This window comes from Betaproteobacteria bacterium, assembly GCA_016194905.1.
Taxonomy (GTDB): Bacteria; Pseudomonadota; Gammaproteobacteria; order Burkholderiales; family JACQAP01; genus JACQAP01.
This window is the reverse complement of sequence record JACQAP010000021.1, coordinates 351,052-373,148: the sequence shown is the minus strand read 5'-3', so window position 1 is coordinate 373,148 and position 22,097 is coordinate 351,052. Positions and strand designations below refer to the sequence as shown.

At 59.9% G+C, this 22,097-nt stretch carries 17 protein-coding genes and 3 tRNA genes; 6 read left to right on the top strand and 14 right to left on the bottom strand.

Annotation, left to right across the window (positions count from 1 at the left end):
- Positions 1-81: 81 nt before the first annotated feature.
- Positions 82-1,500, top strand: a complete 1,419-nt coding sequence (locus tag HY067_15835) for a transglycosylase SLT domain-containing protein (GenBank protein MBI3529424.1) — start codon at positions 82-84, stop codon at positions 1,498-1,500.
- 46 nt (positions 1,501-1,546) lie between these two features.
- Here the strand turns inward: HY067_15835 and HY067_15830 are convergent, their stop codons facing one another.
- From HY067_15830 to HY067_15815, 4 genes are read right to left on the bottom strand one after another with little or no spacing between them, the layout of a single operon-like run.
- Positions 1,547-3,418, bottom strand: coding sequence for an ABC transporter ATP-binding protein (locus HY067_15830; protein ID MBI3529423.1), 1,872 nt, complete (start codon positions 3,416-3,418; stop codon positions 1,547-1,549).
- A gap of 6 nt (positions 3,419-3,424) precedes the next feature.
- Positions 3,425-4,894: an ABC transporter permease gene (locus HY067_15825; GenBank protein ID MBI3529422.1), complete on the bottom strand. Its 1,470-nt coding sequence runs from the start codon at positions 4,892-4,894 to the stop codon at positions 3,425-3,427.
- Positions 4,891-5,868 (bottom strand): ABC transporter permease, encoded by a 978-nt coding sequence (locus tag HY067_15820; GenBank protein ID MBI3529421.1) that lies wholly within the window; start codon positions 5,866-5,868, stop codon positions 4,891-4,893. Before HY067_15820 ends, HY067_15825 begins: the two co-directional genes overlap by 4 nt.
- A gap of 10 nt (positions 5,869-5,878) precedes the next feature.
- Positions 5,879-8,044, bottom strand: coding sequence for an ABC transporter substrate-binding protein (locus HY067_15815; protein MBI3529420.1), 2,166 nt, complete (start codon positions 8,042-8,044; stop codon positions 5,879-5,881).
- A gap of 109 nt (positions 8,045-8,153) precedes the next feature.
- Here HY067_15815 and fabI point away from each other — a divergent pair, with 109 nt between their 5' ends.
- Complete coding sequence (gene fabI / locus HY067_15810) at positions 8,154-8,939, top strand: enoyl-ACP reductase FabI (protein MBI3529419.1); 786 nt, start codon at positions 8,154-8,156, stop codon at positions 8,937-8,939.
- Positions 8,940-8,989: 50 nt separating this feature from the next.
- Here fabI and HY067_15805 read toward each other — a convergent pair whose 3' ends face one another.
- From HY067_15805 to HY067_15765, 9 genes are all read right to left on the bottom strand, one after another.
- Entirely contained in the window at positions 8,990-10,894 is a 1,905-nt protein-coding gene (locus HY067_15805) for a SurA N-terminal domain-containing protein (GenBank protein MBI3529418.1), read from the bottom strand.
- 128 nt (positions 10,895-11,022) lie between these two features.
- Positions 11,023-11,099, bottom strand: a tRNA-Asp gene (locus HY067_15800).
- A gap of 22 nt (positions 11,100-11,121) precedes the next feature.
- Positions 11,122-11,197, bottom strand: a tRNA-Val gene (locus tag HY067_15795).
- Between the two features lie 89 nt (positions 11,198-11,286).
- Positions 11,287-11,559: an HU family DNA-binding protein gene (locus HY067_15790; GenBank protein MBI3529417.1), complete on the bottom strand. Its 273-nt coding sequence runs from the start codon at positions 11,557-11,559 to the stop codon at positions 11,287-11,289.
- A gap of 229 nt (positions 11,560-11,788) precedes the next feature.
- Positions 11,789-14,200 (bottom strand): endopeptidase La, encoded by a 2,412-nt coding sequence (gene lon, locus HY067_15785; protein ID MBI3529416.1) that lies wholly within the window; start codon positions 14,198-14,200, stop codon positions 11,789-11,791.
- A 143-nt stretch (positions 14,201-14,343) separates the two neighbouring features.
- Positions 14,344-15,609: an ATP-dependent Clp protease ATP-binding subunit ClpX gene (gene clpX, locus HY067_15780; GenBank protein MBI3529415.1), complete on the bottom strand. Its 1,266-nt coding sequence runs from the start codon at positions 15,607-15,609 to the stop codon at positions 14,344-14,346.
- Between the two features lie 67 nt (positions 15,610-15,676).
- A complete protein-coding gene (gene clpP / locus HY067_15775) occupies positions 15,677-16,312 on the bottom strand; it encodes an ATP-dependent Clp endopeptidase proteolytic subunit ClpP (protein ID MBI3529414.1) in 636 nt (211 codons plus the stop codon).
- A gap of 2 nt (positions 16,313-16,314) precedes the next feature.
- Positions 16,315-17,622 (bottom strand): trigger factor, encoded by a 1,308-nt coding sequence (locus HY067_15770; GenBank protein MBI3529413.1) that lies wholly within the window; start codon positions 17,620-17,622, stop codon positions 16,315-16,317.
- A gap of 57 nt (positions 17,623-17,679) precedes the next feature.
- Positions 17,680-17,764: transfer RNA gene (locus HY067_15765), tRNA-Leu, on the bottom strand.
- Between the two features lie 104 nt (positions 17,765-17,868).
- Between HY067_15765 and hpnC the strand changes: the two genes are divergently transcribed.
- Genes hpnC through HY067_15745 form a run of 4 tightly spaced genes read left to right on the top strand, consistent with a single transcriptional unit; the run spans position 17,869 to position 21,641 of the window.
- Complete coding sequence (gene hpnC / locus HY067_15760) at positions 17,869-18,684, top strand: squalene synthase HpnC (GenBank protein ID MBI3529412.1); 816 nt, start codon at positions 17,869-17,871, stop codon at positions 18,682-18,684.
- Positions 18,681-19,514 carry a presqualene diphosphate synthase HpnD gene (gene hpnD, locus HY067_15755; GenBank protein ID MBI3529411.1) on the top strand — a complete coding sequence of 278 codons (834 nt, stop codon included), beginning with the start codon at positions 18,681-18,683 and terminating at the stop codon, positions 19,512-19,514. Before hpnC ends, hpnD begins: the two co-directional genes overlap by 4 nt.
- A gap of 44 nt (positions 19,515-19,558) precedes the next feature.
- Positions 19,559-20,902 (top strand): FAD-dependent oxidoreductase, encoded by a 1,344-nt coding sequence (locus tag HY067_15750; GenBank protein MBI3529410.1) that lies wholly within the window; start codon positions 19,559-19,561, stop codon positions 20,900-20,902.
- Positions 20,895-21,641, top strand: coding sequence for a YciK family oxidoreductase (locus tag HY067_15745; protein MBI3529409.1), 747 nt, complete (start codon positions 20,895-20,897; stop codon positions 21,639-21,641). Before HY067_15750 ends, HY067_15745 begins: the two co-directional genes overlap by 8 nt.
- On the opposite strand, the gene HY067_15740 is transcribed toward HY067_15745, so the two are convergent.
- Positions 21,638-22,060: an acyl-CoA thioesterase gene (locus HY067_15740; GenBank protein ID MBI3529408.1), complete on the bottom strand. Its 423-nt coding sequence runs from the start codon at positions 22,058-22,060 to the stop codon at positions 21,638-21,640. The two genes, HY067_15745 and HY067_15740, sit on opposite strands and share 4 nt — an antisense overlap.
- Positions 22,061-22,097: the final 37 nt, after the last annotated feature.

Below are 22,097 nucleotides of genomic sequence, written 5' to 3'. Positions count from 1 at the left end.
AGCCCAGGTCTAAAGTTTACCTTGACTGGGCCGAATGCTCTGTTAACATACAATCAAAATATCAATATCTTGCGTAAGAAAATGAAGAAACTACTTACGATTCTGGCCGGCGTCTGTGCCACTCTGGCCGCCTCACCGCTCCAAGCCGAAGAAGCCGCTACACCCTCCCCGGCATCAGTCGACTCCAGGCCGGATTCGACCTCTGCTCCCGCTCAGGGAAACAACAGCGAGGTGAAGCCGGGTGCACCGGTCGAAACGCATCCTGAAGCGGCCACCACGGTACTTACGCCAGCCCCGGAAAGTCTCTGGAACCGCGTCCGTCATGGATTCGCTCTGCCCGAAATCGACAGCCCGCTGGTGGCACGCCATGAGGCATGGTTCCTGAATCACCCGGATTACTTCCAGCGCATGATCGAGCGCAGCCGCCTGTATCTCTATTTCATCGTCGAGGAAATCGACAAGCGCAACATGCCGATGGAGGTGGCACTGTTGCCGATGATCGAAAGTGCATACAACCCGATCGCTTATTCGCGCGCACGCGCGGTAGGGATATGGCAGTTCATGCCTTCGACCGGCAAACGCTACGGACTGCAGCAGAACTGGTGGTATGACGGACGCCGCGACGTGCTTGCCGCCACCCGCGCCGCAATGGACTACCTGGAGAAGCTGCACGAGGAATTCAGCGACTGGCAACTCGCGCTTGCCGCCTACAACTGGGGTGAAAACGGCGTGTCGCGGGCCATCGCTCACAACCGTGCCAAGCGCAAGCCAACAGCTTACGAGAACTTGCGCATGCCGCGCGAAACGCGCAACTATCTGCCCAAGCTGCAGGCCGTCAGGAACATCATCACCAATCCCGCGCTGCTGAGCTTCCCGCTCGAGGACATCCCCAATCAGCCGTATTTCACGGCAGTATCGACGCCGGAACATATCGACCTGCAGGTGGCCGCGCAACTGGCGGAAATGTCCGTCGATGATTTCCGCTCGCTCAATCCGGGGCACACGCGGCCGGTCATCGTGTCGAACGGTTCGCGCACGCTGCTGCTGCCTATCGACAAGGCAGGCATTTTCTCCGCCAACCTGAAGGGTTACGACCAGCCGCTGGTGTCGTGGCAAACGGTTACGCTGAAGAAAAACGAAAGCCCGGATTCGGTTGCAGCGAAATTCGGCATCACGCCGGCCCGCCTGCGCGAAATCAATGGTCTCAACCGTCACGTTACCGTCCGGCCCGGGCGGTCGCTGCTGGTACCGATGAACGAAGACGCGAATGCGTCGAACCTGGATGAGACCTGGAACAGTCCGGAATTCCAGGCGCCCGAGGACTTATACGGCAGCCGGGCGGTCTATCGCGTGAGAAACGGCGACAGCCTGTACTTGATCGCTTTGAAGCACCGCGTCACCGTGGCGGCCTTGAAGGAATGGAATCATCTGTCAGGCAACCAGCTGCGCATAGGTCAGCGCCTGACGATCTACAGCAACCCGCGCATTGCCCGCCGCTGATCCCTTCTGCCGGCTTGTCACTGGCGGATGAATCGATCCGACCACTTCACTCCAAAATTCCCGCCTCGCGCTCGTCCGCAACACTTACCCTCGGCACCGCCGATAGCAATGCCCTGGTATAGGCGTGCTGTGGTTTGCGCAAGATCTCGTCGGCACTGCCCTGCTCGACGATTTTTCCGAGATACATGACCGCCACTTCGTCGGCCAGATACTCGACGACCGACATGTTGTGGGTGATGAACAGATAAGCAATGCAAAGACGGCTCTGCAAATCGCGCAGCAGATTGAGGATCTGCGCCTGCACCGACACGTCGAGCGCGCTGGTCGGTTCGTCGCACACGATCAGCCTGGGCTCGACCGCGAGCGCGCGCGCAATCGCGATGCGCTGGCGCTGCCCGCCTGAGAATTCATGCGGGTAGCGGTATTTCATCTCCGCACCAAGTCCCACTTGCACGAGAATTGCATCCACCCGGGCGGCGCGCGAGTGCCTGTCACCGCTGACGCCCAGCGCGATCATGCCTTCCTCGACGATGTCCAGCACGCGCATCCGCGGATTGAGCGAGCTATACGGATCCTGAAAAATGATCTGAAAATCGCGGCGCCGGCCCCTTAGCTCCCCGGCGGACAGCGATGAAAGGTCGACTCCATCGATGCGGACGCTTCCGCCTGACAACGGTAGCAACTGCACGATGCCCTTGCCGACCGTGGTCTTTCCGGAACCCGATTCGCCCACGAGCGCCAGGGTACGGCCCGCGCGAACCGACAGCGAAATGCCATCCACGGCCTTGACGTGGCCGATGACGCGCTTGAGGATTCCCTTGCGAATCGGGAAATAGACCTTCAGGTCATCGACGGCAAGTAGCGGCGCATCCGTATCGGGATGAACCGGCCCGCAGGCGGCGGACTGTGCCACCGCAATGCCACTGCCTTCTTCTTCCTTTTTTCTCGCCGCTTCGCTGTACAAATGGCAACGCGCACCGTGATCCGATTCGACCGCGAACCAGGCAGGATGGGTCGTCCGGCAGAGGGGCCAGGCATAATCGCAGCGATCTGCGAAACGGCAACCATGAAACTCCGCGGTCAGTGGCGGAACTCGCCCCCGGATGACCGCCAGCGTTCGGTCTCGGGTCTGTCGATCCGGCATCGACGCGAACAGTTTGCGCGAGTACGGATGCGCCGGATTGCGGAAGAAATCCTCGCGTCGCGCCGACTCGACGATCTCGCCCGCGTACATCACAGCAACGTGATGCGCCATCTCGGAGACCACGCCCAGATCGTGCGTAATCAGCAGAATCGACATGCCCATCTTTTTCTGCAGACTCCGCAACAGATCGAGCACCTGCGCCTGGATCGTCACGTCGAGCGCCGTGGTCGGTTCATCCGCGATCAGCAGTCTGGGTTCGCAAGCCAGTGCAATCGCGATCATGACGCGCTGCTTCATGCCGCCAGAGAGTTGGAACGGATATTCGTGCACGCGGCTCTCCGGATCCGGCAAGCCGACCGCGTCGAGCAATTCCAGCACGCGGGCATCGACCGCACTGCCGCGCAACGTCGTATGCCGCAGCAGCACCTCGCCGATTTGCGAACCCACCTTCATTACCGGATTGAGACTGGTCCCCGGCTCCTGGAAAATCATGCCGATCCTGCTGCCGCGCACGTCCCGCATTGCCGCTTCCGGCAACTGTAGCAGCTCCTGGCCGTCGAGACGCACGGAACCCGACATGATCCGACCGGCATCCGGCAGCAGCCGCGCAATCGACAGCGCCGTCATGGATTTTCCGCAACCGGATTCGCCCAGCAGCGCGAATGTTTCGCCGCGACCGACCGAGAACGACACGCCGTCCACCGCGCGCACCACCCCCTCGCTGCCTGTCAGCCAGGTACGCAGATTATCAACTTGCAGCAGAGCGGCGGTCATCGTGGGTCAACGGCTGCGCGGCGCAGGCAGATACTTGGACAGGAAGGCCGGCGTTGCGAGCCGGCCCCTGATGCGCGGATCGAATGCATCGCGCACGGCATCGGCAAACAGATTGGCGGAGAGCACCAACAGCAGCATCAAGGAAAATGCCGACGCAAGCGACCACCAGACCATCGGATCGCGCGCCATTTCCATACGCGCCGTGTTGATCATGGTGCCAAAACTATTCATCGACGGATCGACGCCGACTCCCACATAGGAAAGAACCGCTTCCGCGAGAATCAGTCCGCTGAAATCCATGACAATGGCGATTAGCACGATGTGCATGACATTCGGCAGGATGTGGCGTGTGACGATGCGATAACCCGATACGCCGAAGGCACGCGCTGCCTGGATGTAATCGAGTTCCCGCAACTTGAGGGACTCGCCGCGAAGCAGCCGGCACAATCCGGTCCAGCTCGTGACTCCCAGGATCATGCACAACAGGAATAGCCGCGCGTCCGCGCGCTGGCTGGACGTCTGCAGCAATTCCCAGTCCTGATGGCGATCGATGACGCCTTGCAGGATCAGCACGGATGCGGCAATCAGGAGCACGCCGGGGATGGAATTGAGCGTTGTATAAATGTACTGGATGACGTCGTCCACCCATCCGCGCAGGTAGCCCGCGAGAATGCCGAATAGTAGCGCAAACGGCAGCATGACCAAGGTCGTCAATGTGCCGATCACAAGCCCGGTGCGAATGCTCTTGAGCGTCAGATAAAACACATCCTGGCCGACCTTGTCCGTGCCAAGTACATGATAGCGGGCGGACAGAACTATCATCGGCACAAACACCAGGAACAGCAGTCCGCTCGCGATCAGCATTTCCCGCCACGGCATCGTCGTATGGCCCCGCCAGATCGCCGACCAGGTCTCGCGCACGTTGTGGGCATGCCGGTGCGACAGCCATAGCGTCACGCAGAGCAGGAGGACATTCCAGGCGACGGCAGCGATAGCGACGCCCGCTACGATGCGCTTGAGGATATCCTGTCCGCGATCCCGCGCGGGCTCCTCGAGGTGCGCACCGCCATGCATGAGTCGCGGGAATATCCGGGCTTCGGTGCCATCGGGCAGCTCGACGGTTTCTTTCGAGAACAGATGCGTGGCAAGCGGCGCCGAATAGGTTTTCTCCCGCCTCTCTTTCAGCGGTGACGCAATTACGTCGAAAACGGAGATGACATCCACCGCATAGTTCGGCTTACCTGGCTCGCCTCCCGGGAGCCGTGGCCGGAAATGCACGGAATCGAGCACGCCGACCGTGACGAATGCGAGCAGGACAACGGCGGCTATCATGCCGCTGCGGCTGTGGCCCACCTTCTTCCATGGTGCCAACAGGTGCTCGTGCCTCGAAATATACCAGGCCGAAATCGCGACGACGGCGATTAGCACGAAAATCAGCGCATCAGTGATCAGAAAGACGGGCTTGAACGGCGTCATTGCAGTCGTATGCGCGGATCGGCGATGGTGTAGGAAATGTCGGTCAGGATCAGGCCGACGATGTAGAGCACCGAACCGAGGAAGACCATGGCGCGGACTACGGTGAAATCCTGGCTACTGATCGCATCAATGGTATAGCTTCCCAGGCCAGGAATGGCGAAGAAGGATTCCGTGATCAGGCTGCCCAGAAACAACAGCGGAATCGCAACCACCACACCAGTGAGGATCGGGATCATGGCGTTGTGCAGCACGTGGCGAAAGAGTACGCGCCATTCCGACAACCCTTTCGCACGGGCTGTCCGCACGTAATCACGATTGATCTCCTCAAGGAAGATGGTGCGGTACCAGCGCGCACTCGCCCCCACCCCGCCAATGATGCCGATGATCACGGGCAGCACCAGAAATTTCCAGGCATTCAGGCCTCCTGCATAGCCGGAAATCGGCACGAGATTCCAGAGTTTGCTGATCAGGTACTGGCCGCCAATGATGTAGAACAGGCCTGAAATGGACATTGCCACAATGCAGAACAGGACGCCCATGAAGTCGATGTAGGTCGCGCGGAAGAACGCCATCAGCAGAGCGAAGGTGATGAAAGTCAGTAGCCCGACGGCGAATACCGGAAGCGCGATTGCCAAGCTGGGCATCATGCGGCTGCGGATTTCATGGGCGATGTCGCGCCCATCCTCCGCGTGACCGAAGTCGAACCAGAACAGCGGCACCGACTTCTCGAAAAAAATCGTGTCGGTGACTTTTTTTACGCCGCTTGCCTGCGAGTTGAAGAAGCTCGGCTTGTCGTAACCCCGCTCCTGTTTCCACCTCATCACCGCTTCGTCGCTCACGCGTTTCTGCCCAAGCTGCATGCGCGCCATGTCGTCAGGCGAGTTGACGATGAAGAACAGCAGGAAAGTCAGCACGTTCACCCCGATCAGGATCGGGATGGCATAAAGCACGCGGCGGACGAGATAGGTGATCATGGTCGAGGAATTACGCCGCTCGCAGCTTGCCGCTCGCGCGTTCGCGGTTTCGGTAGGACATCACCGCGGGCGTCAATGCCAGCGCAAGGACTGCAAGGAGAGCAACGATCGGCCACGTGACGGGATGATTCCACGCAGCCCGCATGTTCTCCCGTAAACGCGGATCGATGCGCTGGTACTTCAAACCGTTGTTGGCCATCTTGTTCGGCTTGCGGTTGTATACCCAGGCATGCGCCAGCGTGTAGTCTTTCGGGTAAAGCATGTACACCCAGGGCGCATCGTTGCGCAGGATTTCGACCATGCGATCGATCAGCGCCTGGCGCTCGGGGCCGTTCTCCATGACCTGCATGCGGTCGAACATGCGGTCGAATTCCGGATTCGCATAGTTCGCGGCGTTCTCGCCGCTCTTGACGCGGGACTGCGGACCATAGAACAGGAACAGGAAGTTCTCCGGATCGGGATAATCCGCGTTCCAGCCGAAAAAGAAGAGCTGCGCTGTTCCCTTGCGGATCTTGTCCTGGAAACGGTTGAAGTCGCTGTTTCGCACCACCATCTGCAGGTCGATCTTCTGAAACTGCTTTGTTAGCCAGTCTATGCGCGACTTTCCGCCGACACCGCTCAGGGTGGTGTCGAAGTAGATGATCAGCGGCTTGCCGGTGGCCTTGTCGATGCCGTTGGGATAGCCTGCCTCGGCCAGCAACTTCTTCGCATAGTCGTCCGATTTTCGCTGGGGCTTGCCGTCAACCCAGTCGTAGACATACGGGTTCATGCCTTCCTTGCCGTCGCGATAACCGAATATTCCGGGCGGAATCGGTCCCTGTCCGGGTATGCCGCGCCCATTGGTAAAGATCGAGATGAACTCTTCCTGGTCGATCGCGATGGAAATGGCCTGCCTGAGCTTGCGATTGCGCTCGGACTCACCCCCGACGATGGGGTCGAGCATGTTGAATCCCATGTACATGACCGAGGTTGCCACGGAAGTTTGCAGTCGTATGCCCTGGTTGCGCATCCCTTCCACGAGCGCGACTTCGCCGCTGGATGTCATCTGGATGGTCTGGTCGAAGCTGTCGGAAGTGATTCCCGACGCGTCATAGTAACCCTGCAAAAACTTGTTCCAGTACGGAATCGCTTCCTTTTCGAGGCTGAAAACCGCCTTGTCGACGAACGGCATAGTCTTGCCGGCATCGTCGAGTAGGCCCTCTTCCTTGTCGCCTGCCTCCCCTTCTGACGGGTAGGGCTCACCCGCAAAGTTCGGATTGCGCTCCATGACCATCATGCGATTCGGATCGTTCACCGTCAGCATGTACGCGCCGGTGCCGATCGGATACCAGTCCAGGGAAAGATTCTTGCCGTCGGTCATGCCCGGTTGCGAATAAAAACGTTCGGCTTCCCAGGGGACCGGGGCGAAGAACGGCATCGCCAGCCAGTAGACGAATTGCGGATACTTGCCTTTCAGGCGGATGCGGTACGTATGGCTGTCGACGACCTGCACGCCGTCGAGCGGAAACTGCATGAGATCGAGGTAGCCGTCCTTCGGCGTCGTTTTCGCTGCCTGCTGCAGCTTTGCGGCGTAGTCCTTGAGCCCGACGATGTATTCGCTGATCAGGCCGAAAATCGGCGAGTGCAGCTTCGGATGCGCGAGGCGTCTGATCTGGAATGCGTAGTCGTCGGCAACCAGCTCCCGTGTGCCGGTGTATTTGAAATCGCTCAACTCGTAGACGTGCCTGAGATCTTCGCGCGCGAGCTGGTGATACCGGTATTTTCCGGTTTCATCCTTCGCCAGCGCCGGATGCGGCTGGTACATGATGCCGGGACGAATGTGAATCTCGTAGACGCTGTAGGCCACCTTGTCGCCCGGTGCGGTCTCCGGCAATTTTCGATCGGACGCGTCGTAATAGATCGATTTCGGAATATCGGTGGCCGCCAGCGTGGTCAGCTCATAGGGCCGCTTCAGATAGTGGTATTGCAGCGGCGGCATGTAGATCTGCGCCGTGAATACCGCCTCGTTCTCCGCATAGGACTGCACCGGATCGAGATGTTTGGGCCTTTCGGAAAACGACGAATAGAGGATGTTCTTGCCGGCTTCCTGTGCCGGATAGGGATCGTTCCATGGTCCGCTGCAGCCGCCGAGCACTGCCGGCAGCACCAGCGCCACGATTGTTATTAGCCCTTTCATCGCGGCCAAGTGTAGCGGAATCCCCGCCAGCGGTTAATTGTCTTGCAACCCGGCAGTGGCCGCATTGGGGGTTTCGCTATAATGAGAAGGATTTCCACGGGAAACCACCATGGCATTTCTCCAGAACAAAAACATATTGATCACCGGATTGCTGAGCAGCCGCTCCATCGCCTATGGCATCGCCAAGGCCATGTGCCGCGAGGGTGCACGGCTTGCCTTCAGCTATCAAGGCGAGCGGGTAAAGGATCGCGTAGTCGAACTGGCTGCCGAGTTCGACAGCAAACTGGTGCTTCCGTGCGACGTGGCCAGCGACGCTGAGATCGATGCGTTGTTCGCCGAGCTCAAGAAGCATTGGGATGGCCTCGACGGCATCATTCATTCGATCGCCTTCGCGCCGCGCGAAGCGCTCGCCGGCGACTATCTGGAATCCGTCAGCCGGGAAGCATTCCGCATCGCCCATGACGTCAGTTCGTACAGCTTTGCCGCGCTGGCCAAGGCCGGACTGCCGATGATGCAGGGCCGCAACGCAGCGCTGCTGACACTGACTTATCTCGGTGCGGAGCGGTCTTTCCCGAGTTACAACGTAATGGGGCTCGCCAAAGCCAGCCTCGAAGCGAACGTGCGCTACATGGCGCAGAGCCTTGGGCCAAAGGGCATTCGCGTAAACGCCATCTCTGCCGGGCCGATCAAGACGTTGGCTGCAGCGGGCATCGGCAGCTTCGGGAAGCTGTTGTCGCTCTGTGAGAAGCAGTCGCCGTTGCGCCGCAACGTAACCATCGACGAAGTCGGCAATACGGCTGCGTTCCTATGCAGCGATCTCGCCAGCGGCATCACCGGCGAAATCACTTACGTCGACGCGGGCTTCAATACTACGGCAGTCGGTCAGATCGAATAAAAAGAAGCCCGCACGGGTCACCATGCGGGCTTTTTGTGCGCCAGATTCGATCAGGAACCCTGATCCAGTTTTTTCTTGTCGACCTTGACGTCGGCGCGTTCGCGCAGACTGGCGAGATAGGCGATGTACTGCTCCTGCCCGATCATCTGCGTCAACTGCTTCGCCAAAGCCTTGCGCTGCTCGGGATTGGCATCGGTGACGTCCTTGACCTTGGTAACGCGATAGATCACGAACCTGCCCTGCGAGACAGGGACACCCGTATACGCAGGCAGCTTGGCTGTGTCGGCACCGAACACGGACTGCGCGGCTTCAGGATGCAAGCCCTGGCGCTTCTGCAGCGTGACCGTCTGTTCCGCGGACCATGCCAGTGCAACGGGTTCGCCCTTCTTCAGTTTATCGAGCGCCGCACGACCTTCCTTTTCCGCGAGCTGCGTTGCCGCCTGGTCTGCCAGATGCTGCAAAATATCCTTGCGCACCTGGTCCAGCGGCAATCCTTCGGACGGTTTGTGCTCGATGACGCGTGCCGCCAGCAACATGTTCGGCTGAATTTCGATCGCCGACGTGTTGTGCTTGTTCTTGAGCACTTCATCGGAGAATAACGCCGCCAGCAATTTGTCGTTGTTGAGCAGCGGATTCGGGTTGCCCCCGGCACGGCTCACCCAGTCGCTTTTCTGCAAAATCAGCTTCAGCGCATCGACGGTCGGCTGCAGACTGTCGAATTGCTCGTACACCAGATTGTTGAAATTATCGGCCGCTTCCGCGAAGGCTTTGCCCGCCTTGGGCTTGCGCACTTCGACTTCGATCTGAGCCTTGACGGCCTCCAGCGGCGTACTCTGCATGGACTTGATCGCATCGAGGCGAATGATGTGATAACCGTACTGCGTCTCGACCGGCCCTGCGATGTCTCCGACTTTCATCGAAAAAGCGGCTTCGTCGAAAGGTTTGACCATCAACCCGCGTCCGAAAAAACCCAGATCGCCGCCTTTCTCGGCGGATCCCGGATCCTTGGAAAATTTCGCCGCGAGCTCGCCGAATTTCTTCGGGTTCGCCTTCGCCTGCTTGAGCAGATCCTCCGCTTGCGCTTTGGCCTTGGCCTTTTCTTCAGGGCTGGCAGTCGCCGCGGCCGGTATCAGGATGTGGCTGGCACGGCGTTCTTCAGGCGTTTGAAACCGGCTCTGGTTCTCCAGATAGAATTTCTTGATCTCCTCGTCGCTGACCTGGATGCTGCGCTGATACGCCTCCAGGGACAGCACCACAAATTCGATCCTGACCCGCTCCGGAACCAGGAACTCGCCCTTGTGTTCCGCGTAGTATTTCTCGGCGTCCGCATCGGAAATTTTCACCTGCCTGCGATAATTTGCCGGATTGAATACGACCTGACCGACTTCCCTTTCCTGCTCGCGGATTTTCAGTAGCCGATCCGCCACCGAGTCAGGTATGAAAGCAGAGCCGGAATAAACGCTGCGCACCTGCTCGAGCATGATGTTCGTGCGCGCCTGGTTCTCAAACATCGCGGGGGTCAATCCCTGTCCCTGTAGCAACTGGCGATAGCGCTCGCGCGAGAACTTGCCCGACTGGTCGTGAAATGCCTCGACTGCGGCGATCATGCCCTGCAGCTCGGCATCCGAAATCGTCATGCCGGCTTTCGCCACATGCGACAGCGTTACCTTGCGCTCGATCAACTCGTTCAGCACCGACTCCCTGAGCTGCGGGCTGTTAAGCAGCGACGGATCCGGATTGTTGCGCGTCATCTCGCGCATTTTTTCCTGTGCCTGGCGCAATGCCTGGGAATACTCAACCTCGGAGATGCGAGTGTCGCCGATCCTGGCGAGCGAACCTCCGGTATCGGTGTTGCGGAAATAAAAATCGATGCCGAACAGCGCAAATGGCGGGACGATAAGTACCAGCAGCGCGATCTGCAGCCAGCGTTTGTGCTTGTAGACGAAATCGTACATGGTCCTATCCAGAGTCCAGGGTAGTCGCGGAGCCGAGAGTATGCCCGAACCGGCGGGGCGATGCGGACGCGGCTCCGATCCCGGACAACAAAATGAAAAAGGCGAACTCTCGTTCGCCTCCCAGGGTCTGGCGGAGTGGACGGGACTCGAACCCGCGACCCCCGGCGTGACAGGCCGGTATTCTAACCAACTGAACTACCACTCCTTGTCCTGCACGTCAGTTCCGCTGGTGGGTGCTGAGGGGCTCGAACCCCCGACATTCGCCTTGTAAGGGCGACGCTCTACCAACTGAGCTAAGCACCCGTTGCAGGCGCGAATTCGCACCGCGGCGCTGCATGGTTTTCTGTCCCCAGACTCACGCGGAGTCAATTGATGCGGCCCAACGAAGCGCGCTAGTTTACTGCATCCTTCAGGGCTTTGCCAGCGCGGAACTTCGGCACTTTTGCAGCCTTGATCTTGATGGCCGCACCGGTGCGCGGGTTGCGACCACTGCGTGCCGCGCGTTTGCCAACATAAAAAGTACCGAATCCGACGAGCGTCACCATTCCGCCTTTTTTGAGCGAGATCTGGATTGCCGCCACGGCACCGTCGAGCGCACGGCCAGCGGCTGCCTTCGATATATCGGCGGACTTCGCAATGGCCTCAATGAGTTCGAATTTGTTCACTAAATCCCCTTTCGCTTTTTCGTTGATGAGAAAAACAGGAAACTGCATTCGACTGAAGGCCGACGACAGAGGAATTTTCTTGAAGTTTTGATCCCCGGACATGCTTTATAGCAAGGTGAAAATCGGCGTGTCAAGCGCGTTCCCGGTGGGTCCGGCGATATGGCGCGCGCGCAGCACACAAAAAAACGGGAATGCTAATCGCATTCCCGTCTACTCTCTCACGAATGTTTCAGTGTTTGACGGCGGCTATCGCTTCATTCGAATCCACTTTGGGGATCGCTACCGGCTCGGTTTTTTCCGGCAACGGCTCCGGTTTGCGTTCGAGTGCCAGCTCCAGCACTTGATCGATCCACTTCACCGGATGGATTTCCAGGCGGTTCTTGACGTTATCCGGAATCTCGGTGAGATCCTTCACGTTCTCTTCCGGAATCAGCACTGTTTTGATGCCGCCGCGATGCGCCGCCAGCAGCTTCTCCTTGAGGCCGCCGATCGCCAGGACTTCTCCGCGCAAGGTGATTTCACCGGTCATCGCAACATCCGCCCGAACTGGAATCCCTGTGAGTGCCGACACCAGCGACGTCGTCATCGCGATACCGGCGGATGGACCGTCCTTCGGCGTTGCGCCCTCCGGAACGTGCACGTGGATGTCGCTTTTTTCGAACGCGTCGTCCTTCACCCCGAGACGAGACGCGCGCGTACGAACCACGGAGCGTGCCGCCTCCACCGATTCCTTCATGACGTCGCCGAGCGAGCCGGTACGCTGGATGTTGCCTTTGCCAGGCATCACCACCGTTTCGATCGTGAGCAACTCGCCGCCCACCTCGGTCCACGCCAGTCCGGTCACCTGTCCGACCTGGTTGTTTTTCTCGGCCAGCCCGTAGGTAAAACGACGCACTCCAAGATAGTGGTCGAGATTGCGCGCCGATACCGTGACCCGCGTCTCGCGCTTTTTGGTCAGTAACGATTTCACCACCTTGCGGCAGATCTTGGAGATTTCACGCTCCAGACTGCGCACGCCGGCTTCGCGGGTGTAATAGCGAACGATGTCGCGTATCGCACTTTCGGAAACTGCAATCTCGCCTTCCCTGAGTCCGTTGTTCTTCACCTGCTTGGGCAGGAGATAGCGCATCGCGATGTTGATCTTCTCGTCCTCGGTATAGCCGGACAGGCGGATCACTTCCATGCGGTCCAGCAGCGGGGCCGGAATGTTCATGGTATTCGCGGTCGCCACGAACATCACATCCGACAAGTCGTACTCGACTTCGATGTAATGATCGACGAACTTGTCGTTCTGCTCCGGATCGAGCACCTCGAGCAGCGCCGAAGCCGGATCGCCGCGAAAGTCCTGTCCCATCTTGTCGACTTCGTCAAACAGGAACAGCGGGTTGCGCACCCCGACCTTGGCCATGTTTTGCAGCAGCTTGCCTGGCATGGAACCGATGTAGGTACGGCGATGGCCGCGGATCTCGGCTTCATCGCGCACGCCGCCGAGCGACATGCGTGTGAATTTGCGATTTGTGGCCCGCGCGATCGACTGGCCAAGCGAAGTCTTGCCGACGCCCGGCGGCCCGACCAGGCACAGTATCGGCGCCTTGAGTTTGTCGACGCGCTGCTGGACCGCGAGATACTCGACGATGCGTTCCTTCACCTTTTCCAGGCCGTAGTGGTCGGCATCCAGAACCTCCTGGGCCTTCATGAGATCGTTGCTGATCTTGCTCTTCTTCTTCCAGGGCAGCCCGACCATCGTCTCGATGTAGTTGCGCACGACAGTCGCTTCCGCGGACATCGGCGACATCAGACGCAGCTTCTTCAATTCCGATTCGGCCTTGGCCCTGGCTTCCTTGGGCATGTGCGCCGCCTTGACGCGTTTTTCCATCTCGTCGAGGTCGGCACCCTCTTCCATGTCGCCGAGTTCCTTCTGGATCGCCTTGACCTGTTCGTTCAGGTAATACTCGCGCTGGCTCTTCTCCATCTGGCGCTTGACGCGCCCGCGGATGCGGCGCTCGACCTGCAGGATGTCGAGTTCGGCTTCCATCAGCGACAAGAGGTGCTCGAGACGTATTTTGACCTCGAACATCTCCAGCACCGCCTGCTTCTGATCGAGCTTCAACGGAAGGTGCGCAGCGACGGTATCGGCAAGCCGACCCGGCTCGTCGATGCCCGACAAGGAAGTCAGGATTTCCGGAGGGATCTTCTTGTTGAGTTTCACGTACTGGTCGAACTGCGTGAGCATGGCCCGGCGCATGGCTTCGACTTCGGTGGATTCGATCGCGTCCGCCGGGATTGGTACCGCTTCCGCCAGGTAATGCGTCTTCTCATCCGTGACCGCAACCACGCGCGCACGCTGCACGCCCTCGACCAGCACCTTCACCGTGCCGTCGGGCAGCTTGAGCATCTGCAGGATGTTGGCGACACTGCCGATATCGTAAAGATCTTCCGGAGAAGGCTCGTCCTTGGCGGCCGATTTCTGGGCCACCAGCAGGATGCTCTTGCCCGATTCCATTGCCGTCTCGAGCGCCTTGATCGACTTCGGGCGCCCAACGAACAGGGGGATCACCATGTGCGGGAATACCACCACGTCCCGCAAGGGAAGCAGCGGGTAGGTAACGACGTTTTCGGCAGGATCAGCGGGATAAGTCATTGGTCACCTAAAAGGACATCAATACGATCCAAGGTGGGGGGCGGCTTGGCCATTTCAACCTTACCGGTCAACACCCTTGTAATACGTCGGCTTCCCGCGAACAGATTCCGGCAGGAAGTTCGTTCCGCTTTTCCGCCATTTCCTCAGGCAGAACCGGCAACCTTGGGCTTATCCGAGTACAGCAGTATCGGCTGGGCATCACCCTTGATCATGCTCTCATCTACGACCACCTTCTCCACATTATTGAGCGAAGGCAGGTCATACATGATGTCGAGCAGGACCTGTTCCAGGATCGAGCGCAGGCCGCGTGCACCGGTACGCCTGGCGAGCGCCTTGACGGCCACCGCCTTCAGCGCCTCCGTTCGCACCTCGAGTTCCACCCCTTCCATGCTGAACATGCGCTGATATTGCTTCAGCAGAGCATTTTTGGGTTCCGTCAGAATTTGGATCAGCGCGGCCTCGTCAAGTTCATCGAGAGTGGCCACCACGGGCAGTCGCCCGACGAACTCGGGGATCAGGCCATACTTGATCAGATCTTCGGGTTCGACCCCGCGCAGCACTTCGCCAATGTCCTTGCGATTGTCCTTGCTTTTGACCTCCGCGCCGAAGCCGATGCCGCCCTTGTCCGAGCGGGCACGGATGATCCGGTCGAGTCCATCGAACGCTCCGCCGCAAACGAACAGGATGTTGGTGGTGTCCACCTGCACGAATTCCTGGTTCGGGTGCTTTCGGCCGCCCTGGGGGGGCACCGAGGCAATGGTGCCTTCGATCAGCTTGAGCAGCGCCTGCTGCACGCCTTCCCCGGAAACGTCCCTGGTGATCGAGGGGTTGTCGGACTTGCGCGAGATCTTGTCGATCTCGTCGATATAGACGATGCCACGCTGAGCCTTTTCGACATCGTAGTCGCACTTCTGCAGCAGTTTCTGGATGATGTTCTCGACATCTTCGCCGACGTAGCCGGCTTCGGTAAGCGTGGTCGCATCGGCCATCACGAAAGGCACGTTGAGCAGGCGTGCCAGCGTTTGCGCCAGCAGCGTCTTCCCGGATCCAGTGGGTCCGATCAGGAGAATGTTGCTCTTGGCGAGTTCGACGTCGTCTTTTTTCTGGACCGTCTTCAGCCGCTTGTAGTGGTTATAAACCGCGACCGAAAGAATCTTTTTGGCGATGTCCTGGCCGATGACGTATTGGTCGAGGCTTTCGCGGATCTCGTGCGGAACCGGAAGGTCGGATTTGACGCCCTTCCCGGCGGTCTCGGCATGGCTCTCCTCGCGGATGATGTCGTTGCACAGCTCGATGCACTCATCGCAGATGAAAACCGACGGGCCGGCGATCAGCTTGCGAACTTCGTGCTGGCTCTTGCCGCAGAAGGAGCAATACAGGAGCTTTTCGCCACCAGGTTTTTCAGACATATTTTCCTTTCATTCAACCCATCAGCCGGTTCGACGCGGGCATGCCGCCCAGCGTGACGCCGAACCTTCAGGCGGCCGCCGCAGATTCGCTGCGGCTGACCAGCACTTTGTCCACCAGACCGTACTTTACCGACTCTTCGGCGCTGAGGAAATTGTCGCGGTCGGTGTCGCGCTCGATGGACTCCACTTTCTGCCCGGTGTGCTTCGCCATCAGGTCGTTCAGGCGACCCCGCAGATACAGGATCTCGCGGGCATGGATCTCGATATCCGAGGCCTGGCCCTGAAACCCTCCCATCGGCTGGTGAATCATGACCCGCGAATTCGGCAGCGCAAAACGCTTGCCCTTCGACCCCGACGCGAGCAGGAATGCCCCCATGCTGGCGGCCTGGCCGATGCAAAGCGTGCTGACGTCCGGCTTGATGAATTGCATGGTGTCGTAGACCGCCAGGCCCGCGGAAACCGATCCGCCCGGGGAATTGATGTAGAAGGAAATATCCTTCTCCGGATTCTCCGACTCCAGGAAAAGCAACTGCGCAACGATCAGGTTGGCCGTCATTTCGGTAACCGGCCCGACCAGAAATACCACGCGCTCCTTGAGCAGGCGCGAGTAGATATCGTAGGCGCGTTCGCCCCGGCCGCTTTGCTCGATAACGATGGGCACCAGCCCGAGCCCCTGCGGTTCAGGGTAATAGCGATCTTGCATCATCATTGTGCGTTCCCCATCAGTTCGTCGAAGGCGGTCGGTTTGTCTTCGACTTTGGCATTCGATAGTGTCCACTGCACGACGTTGTCCTCGAGTACGATGGACTCCACTTCGCGCAACCGCTCCGGTTGCTGGTAGTACCAGCGCATCACCTCTTCCGGCTTCTCGTAGCTCTGCGCGTATTCCTGAATCACCGCCTTGATCTGATCCGGCTTTGCTTCGAGCTTGTGCAGCCTGACCATCTCGGCGAGGATCAGCCCGAGACTTACACGGCGGACCGCCTCGGGCTCGAACGCCTCCTTCGGCATCGGAATCTGATCAGCCTTGAGACCTCGTTGTTGGAGGTCGTGCCGCATATTCTGCATCAAGCGCTCGACTTCCAGGTCCAGCAGTGCCCGGGGCACTTCGATCTTGGTCGCGTCGAGCAGCGATTTCATGACCTGGTCCTTTACACGCGTCTCGGCGCGTCGCTTCACCTCGCGCTCCAGATTCGCCTTCACGTCCGCACGCATCTTCGACAGGTCGCCGTCGGCCACGCCCAGCGATTTGGCAAATGCCGCATCCGCCTCCGGCACATGCGGCTCCTGTACTTCCTTGACCTGAACTGCGAAGCGCGCATCCTTTCCGGCGACTTCCTTGCCGTGGTAATCGTCGGGAAAGTTCACGTCGAATTCGCGACTTTCCCCGGCCTTCATGCCGATAAGTTTCTTCTCAAAGTCGGCGAGCAATTGCCCGCCGCCAAGCAGCGCATTCTGGTCGGTGCCGGACCCACCGTCGAATGCTTCACCCGCAAGCGTTCCGCGATAGTCCATGCGTATCTGGTCGCCGGATTGCGCACCGCGATTCACGGCATGGTAGTGAGTGCGCTGTTTGCGCAGGATGTCGATGGTCTTGTCCACTTCGGCATCGTTGATATTGACCACCGGCCGCTCAATCTGCACCTGAGCAAGTTCGCCGATTGCCACCTCGGGGTAGACCTCGAAGGTGGCGATATATTCAAATTTATCCGCCGGCGCGTCGCCGGGTTTGACTTCGATGCGCGGATAGCCCGCGACACGCAGGTTCTTTTCCTTTACCGCTTCGCCGAAGCTCTGTTGCACGGCGTCGCCGAGCACTTCCTGACGCACCTGACCGCCGAACTGCTGCTCGACGATCTTCATGGGCACCTTGCCGGGCCGGAAGCCGTGCAGCTTCACGCTGCGGGCCAGGCGTTTCAGGCGAGATTCGACTTCGGTGTTGACCTTGTCAAGCGGCAATGTCACGGACAGGCGGCGCTCGAGGGAGCTCAGGGATTCCAGGTTGGTTTGCATCAGTCCGTTTTTCCGGTTGGTGAGGGGTGACAGGGCCGCGCGTTTTTCCAGAGGTTCTGGTGCGAAAGGAGAGACTCGAACTCTCACGCCTTTCGGCGCCAGAACCTAAATCTGGTGCGTCTACCAATTCCGCCACTCTCGCGCTGCCCGCATTCTAATATAATGCCCCCCCGCCGTCACCCGAAAAGCGCCGCGCCGCGGGCGCGCATGCAGGCTTAACTCCCTGTCTCGCCTTGTGAAAAAACGATGGCGGTAAACCATTACGAGAACTTCCCGGTCGCATCGGTACTGCTGCCCGCCCATCTGAGGCGCCCGGTGGAATTGATCTACGCCTTCGCGCGCCAGGCGGACGACTTCGCCGACGAGGGCGATTGGCCCGCATCGGTCCGGCTCGCCAATCTGGCGGGCTTCGGCGAGCAGCTCGATCGGATCGAAAGCGGCGCGACGCCGGGTTCACCGCTGTTCGTCGATCTCGCTGCGACAATCAAGACTTACGGCCTCCCGATCGGCCTATTCCGGGATCTGCTCTCCGCGTTCTCGCAAGATGTCGTGAAAACGCGCTACGCCGACTTCGGCGAAGTCATGGACTACTGCCGGCGCTCGGCCAACCCGGTGGGCCGGCTCCTGCTGCACCTTTATCGCGCGACCGAGCCGCGTAGTCTGGCCTGGTCCGACAATATCTGCTCGGGTCTCCAACTGATCAACTTCTGGCAGGACATCGAGATCGACTACCGCAAGAACCGCATTTATCTGCCGGTCGATGAAATGGCAGAATACGCGGTAACCGAGTCCCAGATCGCGAACCGCAATGCCGGCAGCAACTGGCGCGATCTGATGCTGTTCCAGATAGATCGTACCCGGCGGATGCTGCTGGCCGGTGCGCCGCTCGGCCGCGTTTTGCCCGGCCGCATCGGGCTCGAACTGCGCATGATCGTGATGGGCGGAAACCGCATCCTTGAAAAGCTGCAAGCGAGCGGCGGCGACGTGTTTGGCGATCGACCGGTGCTCAGTTCCTTCGACTGGGCGCTCATGCTCTACCGTTCCCTGCTCGCCTACCGATGACACCCGAACAGTATTGCCAGGACAAGGCCGCAAAGAGCGGTTCGAGCTTTTACTATAGCTTCCTTTTCCTGCCGCCCGAGCGCCGCCGCGCGATCACCGCGCTTTATGCGTTCTGTCGCGAAGTCGATGACGTCGTGGACGAATGCACCGATACCGAGGTGGCGCGCACCAAGCTCGCATGGTGGCGCAAGGAGATTGCCGGAACATTCGCCGGATCGGCGCAGCACCCGGTCGCACAGGCGCTCATTCCGGTGGTGCGAGCCTTCAATCTCCCGCAGAACCATTTCCAGGACATCATCGACGGCATGGAGATGGATCTGCGCTATAACCGCTATCCGGACTTCGCCACGCTGCAGTCCTACTGCTATCGCGTCGCGGGTGTGGTCGGCCTGATGGCCGCCGATATTTTTGGCTATCGCGATCCCACCACGCTCAAGTACGCCGAGAATCTCGGTACGGCTTTCCAGCTCACCAATATCATTCGCGACGTCGGGGAGGATGCCCGCCGCGGTCGCGTTTACCTGCCGCTCGACGAATTGGGGCGCTTCGGCCTATCCGCCACCGACATCGTTCACCTGCACGACAGTGAAGAGCTGCGGCGCCTGATCGAATTTCAGATCGAAAGGGCCGAGCAGTATTACAAGCGGGCATTCGCGTCGCTGCCGGCCGAAGATCGCAAGTCGCAACGCCCCGGGCTGGTGATGGCGGCGATCTACCAGACGGTGCTCAAGGAAATCCGCGGCGGCGGTTACAAGGTTCTCGATCGGCGCACGTCGCTCACGCCGATCCGCAAGTTGTGGATCGCCTGGCGGACGTGGCTTACTGCGTAAACCAGTGACAAGTGACGCGTGACACGACAACCTCTGCGGCCTCGATGGTGACCCGATCGGGCTCGTCACCCGTCACCCGTCACCCGTCACTTGGCAACGCGCGCCCTCGCGTTGCCATCGTCGGTGGCGGTTATGCCGGCATGGCGGCGGCGGTGGAACTTGCACGCAGCAGAATACCGGTCACGGTATTCGAAGCAGCCCGAGTGCTGGGCGGCCGCGCACGCTGCGTCGAAACCAACGGCACGCGAGTCGACAACGGCCTGCATATCCTGCTCGGCGCCTATCGGGAAACACTGCGGCTCATAGAGCTTGTCAAAGATCCCGACGAACCTCTGGGACTTCTGAGATTGCCGCTGGAACTCACCATCCATCCGGTCTTCCGTCTGCGGGCCGCACGGCTCCCGGCGCCGCTGCATCTGTTTTCTGCGCTGTTGTGTGCGCGAGGTCTCGACTTCGGCGATCGCGTTGCTGCAGCGCGCTTCATGGCTTGGGCACAACGCAACGCATTCCGGCTTGCCGCAGATACGACGGTTTCAGGCCTGCTGACTTCGAAACGACAACCGGATGCGGTCTCGCGTTTCCTCTGGAATCCGCTTTGCGTATCGGCGTTGAACACCCCGCCTTCGCAGGCTTCGGCGCAAGTTTTTCTGAATGTCTTGCGGGACAGTCTGAACGGCAGCCGTGCAGACAGCGATTTGCTGTTGCCGACGCTCGATTTCTCCGCGATTTTTCCCGAGCGGGCGGCGCGCTATGTGGAAGCACGTGGCGGCAGCGTGCGCCTGGGCTTCGCGGTGGATGCCGTGCGGCAGAAAGACAACGGCTTCGAACTCACTGACGGTGGCGAGCGCTTCAGCCATGCGATCCTGGCCGTCTCCCCGCATCGCGCCGGGGCGTTGCTTGCTCTCTACGCGGAACTCGCGCCGATCGTTCGGATGATCGACCGGCTCGTCTATCAACCGATCTACTCGGTCTATCTGCAATACGCTCCGGGATCGCGCCTGCCGTTCCGGATGGGCGGTCTCGAAACCCGTTACTCCCAATGGCTGTTCGACCGCGGCCAGCTTTGCGGCCAGGACGGATTGATCGGCGTGGTGATTTCCGCGAGCGGTGCGCACCAGGAACTCGGCCACGACGATCTCGCCCGGGCAGTCCATGCCGAACTGGCGGAGAATTTTCCCGGACTCGGCGAGCCGCGATGGCATCGGGTGATCGCGGAAAAACGAGCGACCTTCTCGTGCACGCCGGGGCTGCTGCGCCCCGACAATATCACCCCGGTCGCCGGGTTGTATCTTGCCGGCGACTACACGGCTTCGGAGTATCCGGCCACGATCGAATCCGCGGTCCGCAGCGGCGTGCGCGCGGCCAACCTGGTACTGCAGAATGCCTGACCTGAAAGACTACCGTCCGCGCCCGGACCTGCTGAAGGGCCGCGTCATTCTCGTGACCGGCGCCAGCCGTGGCATCGGCCGCGTCGCCGCGCTGACATTTGCCGCGCACGGCGCAACGGTCGTGTTGCACGGCCGCGATGTCGCAGCGCTGGAGAACGTGTACGACGAAATCGAAACCCAGGGACATCCGCAGCCGGCCGCCATTCCATTCGATCTGGACAAGGCAACGACTCGCGACTACGACGCCCTCGCCTATACCATCGAATCGCAACTCGGCAGGCTCGACGGCATCCTGCACAACGCATCGCACGTCGAAAAACTCTCGCCGCTCGAACAACAGAGCGCCGAGGAATGGAACCGGATGCTACGCGTCAACCTGGTCGCGCCGTTCGCACTGACGCAGGCTTGCGTGCGGCTACTGAAACCTTCTGCGGATGCCTCCGTGATTTTCACCCTGGAGAGCCACGGGCATGCGCCGGCGGCTTTTTGGGGAGGCTATGCCGTTTCCAAGGCAGGAGTGGAAGCGCTGATGAAAATTCAGGCGTCGGAATGGCAAGACTCACCCAATCTTCGCGCAAACGCGGTCATTCCTGGCCCGGTGGCGTCGCCTTCACGTGCGAAGACCCACCCCGGAGAGGTCGCGGCATCGCAACGTCAGCCTGAAGAGTTGATGCCGACCTACCTCTACCTGATGGGTCCCGACAGTCGCGAGGTCTCGGGAACCCTGGTCATCTGCTAGGCGGCCGCGCCCAGTTCCTTGCGCATCCAGTCCGGCAACGCGCGCGATTTGCCTTGCGCAATATCGATCCACACCATCACCGCCTCCGCCTCGGCATAGAGCGCTGCGGGATCGCCGGCGCGGAACATTTCATGGAACAACATGAAACTGCTGCGGCCAGGTTTGCCGGCATACGTCGTGATCTCGATATCCACCGGATAGACCGCCGGCTTCACGTATTTGCAGCTCATGGTGCCGAGAATCGGCCCTTCCGAGTCCGGGCGATAGTCGATCTCGAGCGAATCGAACCAGGAAATGCGCGCCTGCTCGAAATAGCGGAAGTAGGAAACGTTGTTCATGTGGCCGAGCGCGTCCATCTCCCCCCAGCGCATCGGCACGCGGTCCACACGGACCAGCCTGCCCTCTTCTTTTTTCATCATGGGTTTACACCGACACACCGTTCTGGCGGCATGCGAA

Excerpts from the sequence above, each read along its gene's own strand:
- HY067_15805 (MBI3529418.1), bottom strand. The coding sequence starts at position 10,894 with ATGTACGATTTCGTCTACAAGCACAAACGCTGGCTGCAGATCGCGCTG.
- HY067_15745 (MBI3529409.1), top strand. The coding sequence starts at position 20,895 with ATGCCTGACCTGAAAGACTACCGTCCGCGCCCGGACCTGCTGAAGGGC.
- hpnC (MBI3529412.1), top strand. The coding sequence starts at position 17,869 with ATGGCGGTAAACCATTACGAGAACTTCCCGGTCGCATCGGTACTGCTG.
- clpX (MBI3529415.1), bottom strand. The coding sequence starts at position 15,609 with ATGTCTGAAAAACCTGGTGGCGAAAAGCTCCTGTATTGCTCCTTCTGC.
- HY067_15815 (MBI3529420.1), bottom strand. The coding sequence starts at position 8,044 with ATGAAAGGGCTAATAACAATCGTGGCGCTGGTGCTGCCGGCAGTGCTC.
- fabI (MBI3529419.1), top strand. The coding sequence starts at position 8,154 with ATGGCATTTCTCCAGAACAAAAACATATTGATCACCGGATTGCTGAGC.
- HY067_15825 (MBI3529422.1), bottom strand. The coding sequence starts at position 4,894 with ATGACGCCGTTCAAGCCCGTCTTTCTGATCACTGATGCGCTGATTTTC.
- HY067_15740 (MBI3529408.1), bottom strand. The coding sequence starts at position 22,060 with ATGATGAAAAAAGAAGAGGGCAGGCTGGTCCGTGTGGACCGCGTGCCG.
- hpnD (MBI3529411.1), top strand. The coding sequence starts at position 18,681 with ATGACACCCGAACAGTATTGCCAGGACAAGGCCGCAAAGAGCGGTTCG.
- HY067_15830 (MBI3529423.1), bottom strand. The coding sequence starts at position 3,418 with ATGACCGCCGCTCTGCTGCAAGTTGATAATCTGCGTACCTGGCTGACA.
- HY067_15750 (MBI3529410.1), top strand. The coding sequence starts at position 19,559 with ATGGTGACCCGATCGGGCTCGTCACCCGTCACCCGTCACCCGTCACTT.
- HY067_15770 (MBI3529413.1), bottom strand. The coding sequence starts at position 17,622 with ATGCAAACCAACCTGGAATCCCTGAGCTCCCTCGAGCGCCGCCTGTCC.
- HY067_15820 (MBI3529421.1), bottom strand. The coding sequence starts at position 5,868 with ATGATCACCTATCTCGTCCGCCGCGTGCTTTATGCCATCCCGATCCTG.
- clpP (MBI3529414.1), bottom strand. The coding sequence starts at position 16,312 with ATGCAAGATCGCTATTACCCTGAACCGCAGGGGCTCGGGCTGGTGCCC.
- lon (MBI3529416.1), bottom strand. The coding sequence starts at position 14,200 with ATGACTTATCCCGCTGATCCTGCCGAAAACGTCGTTACCTACCCGCTG.
- HY067_15835 (MBI3529424.1), top strand. The coding sequence starts at position 82 with ATGAAGAAACTACTTACGATTCTGGCCGGCGTCTGTGCCACTCTGGCC.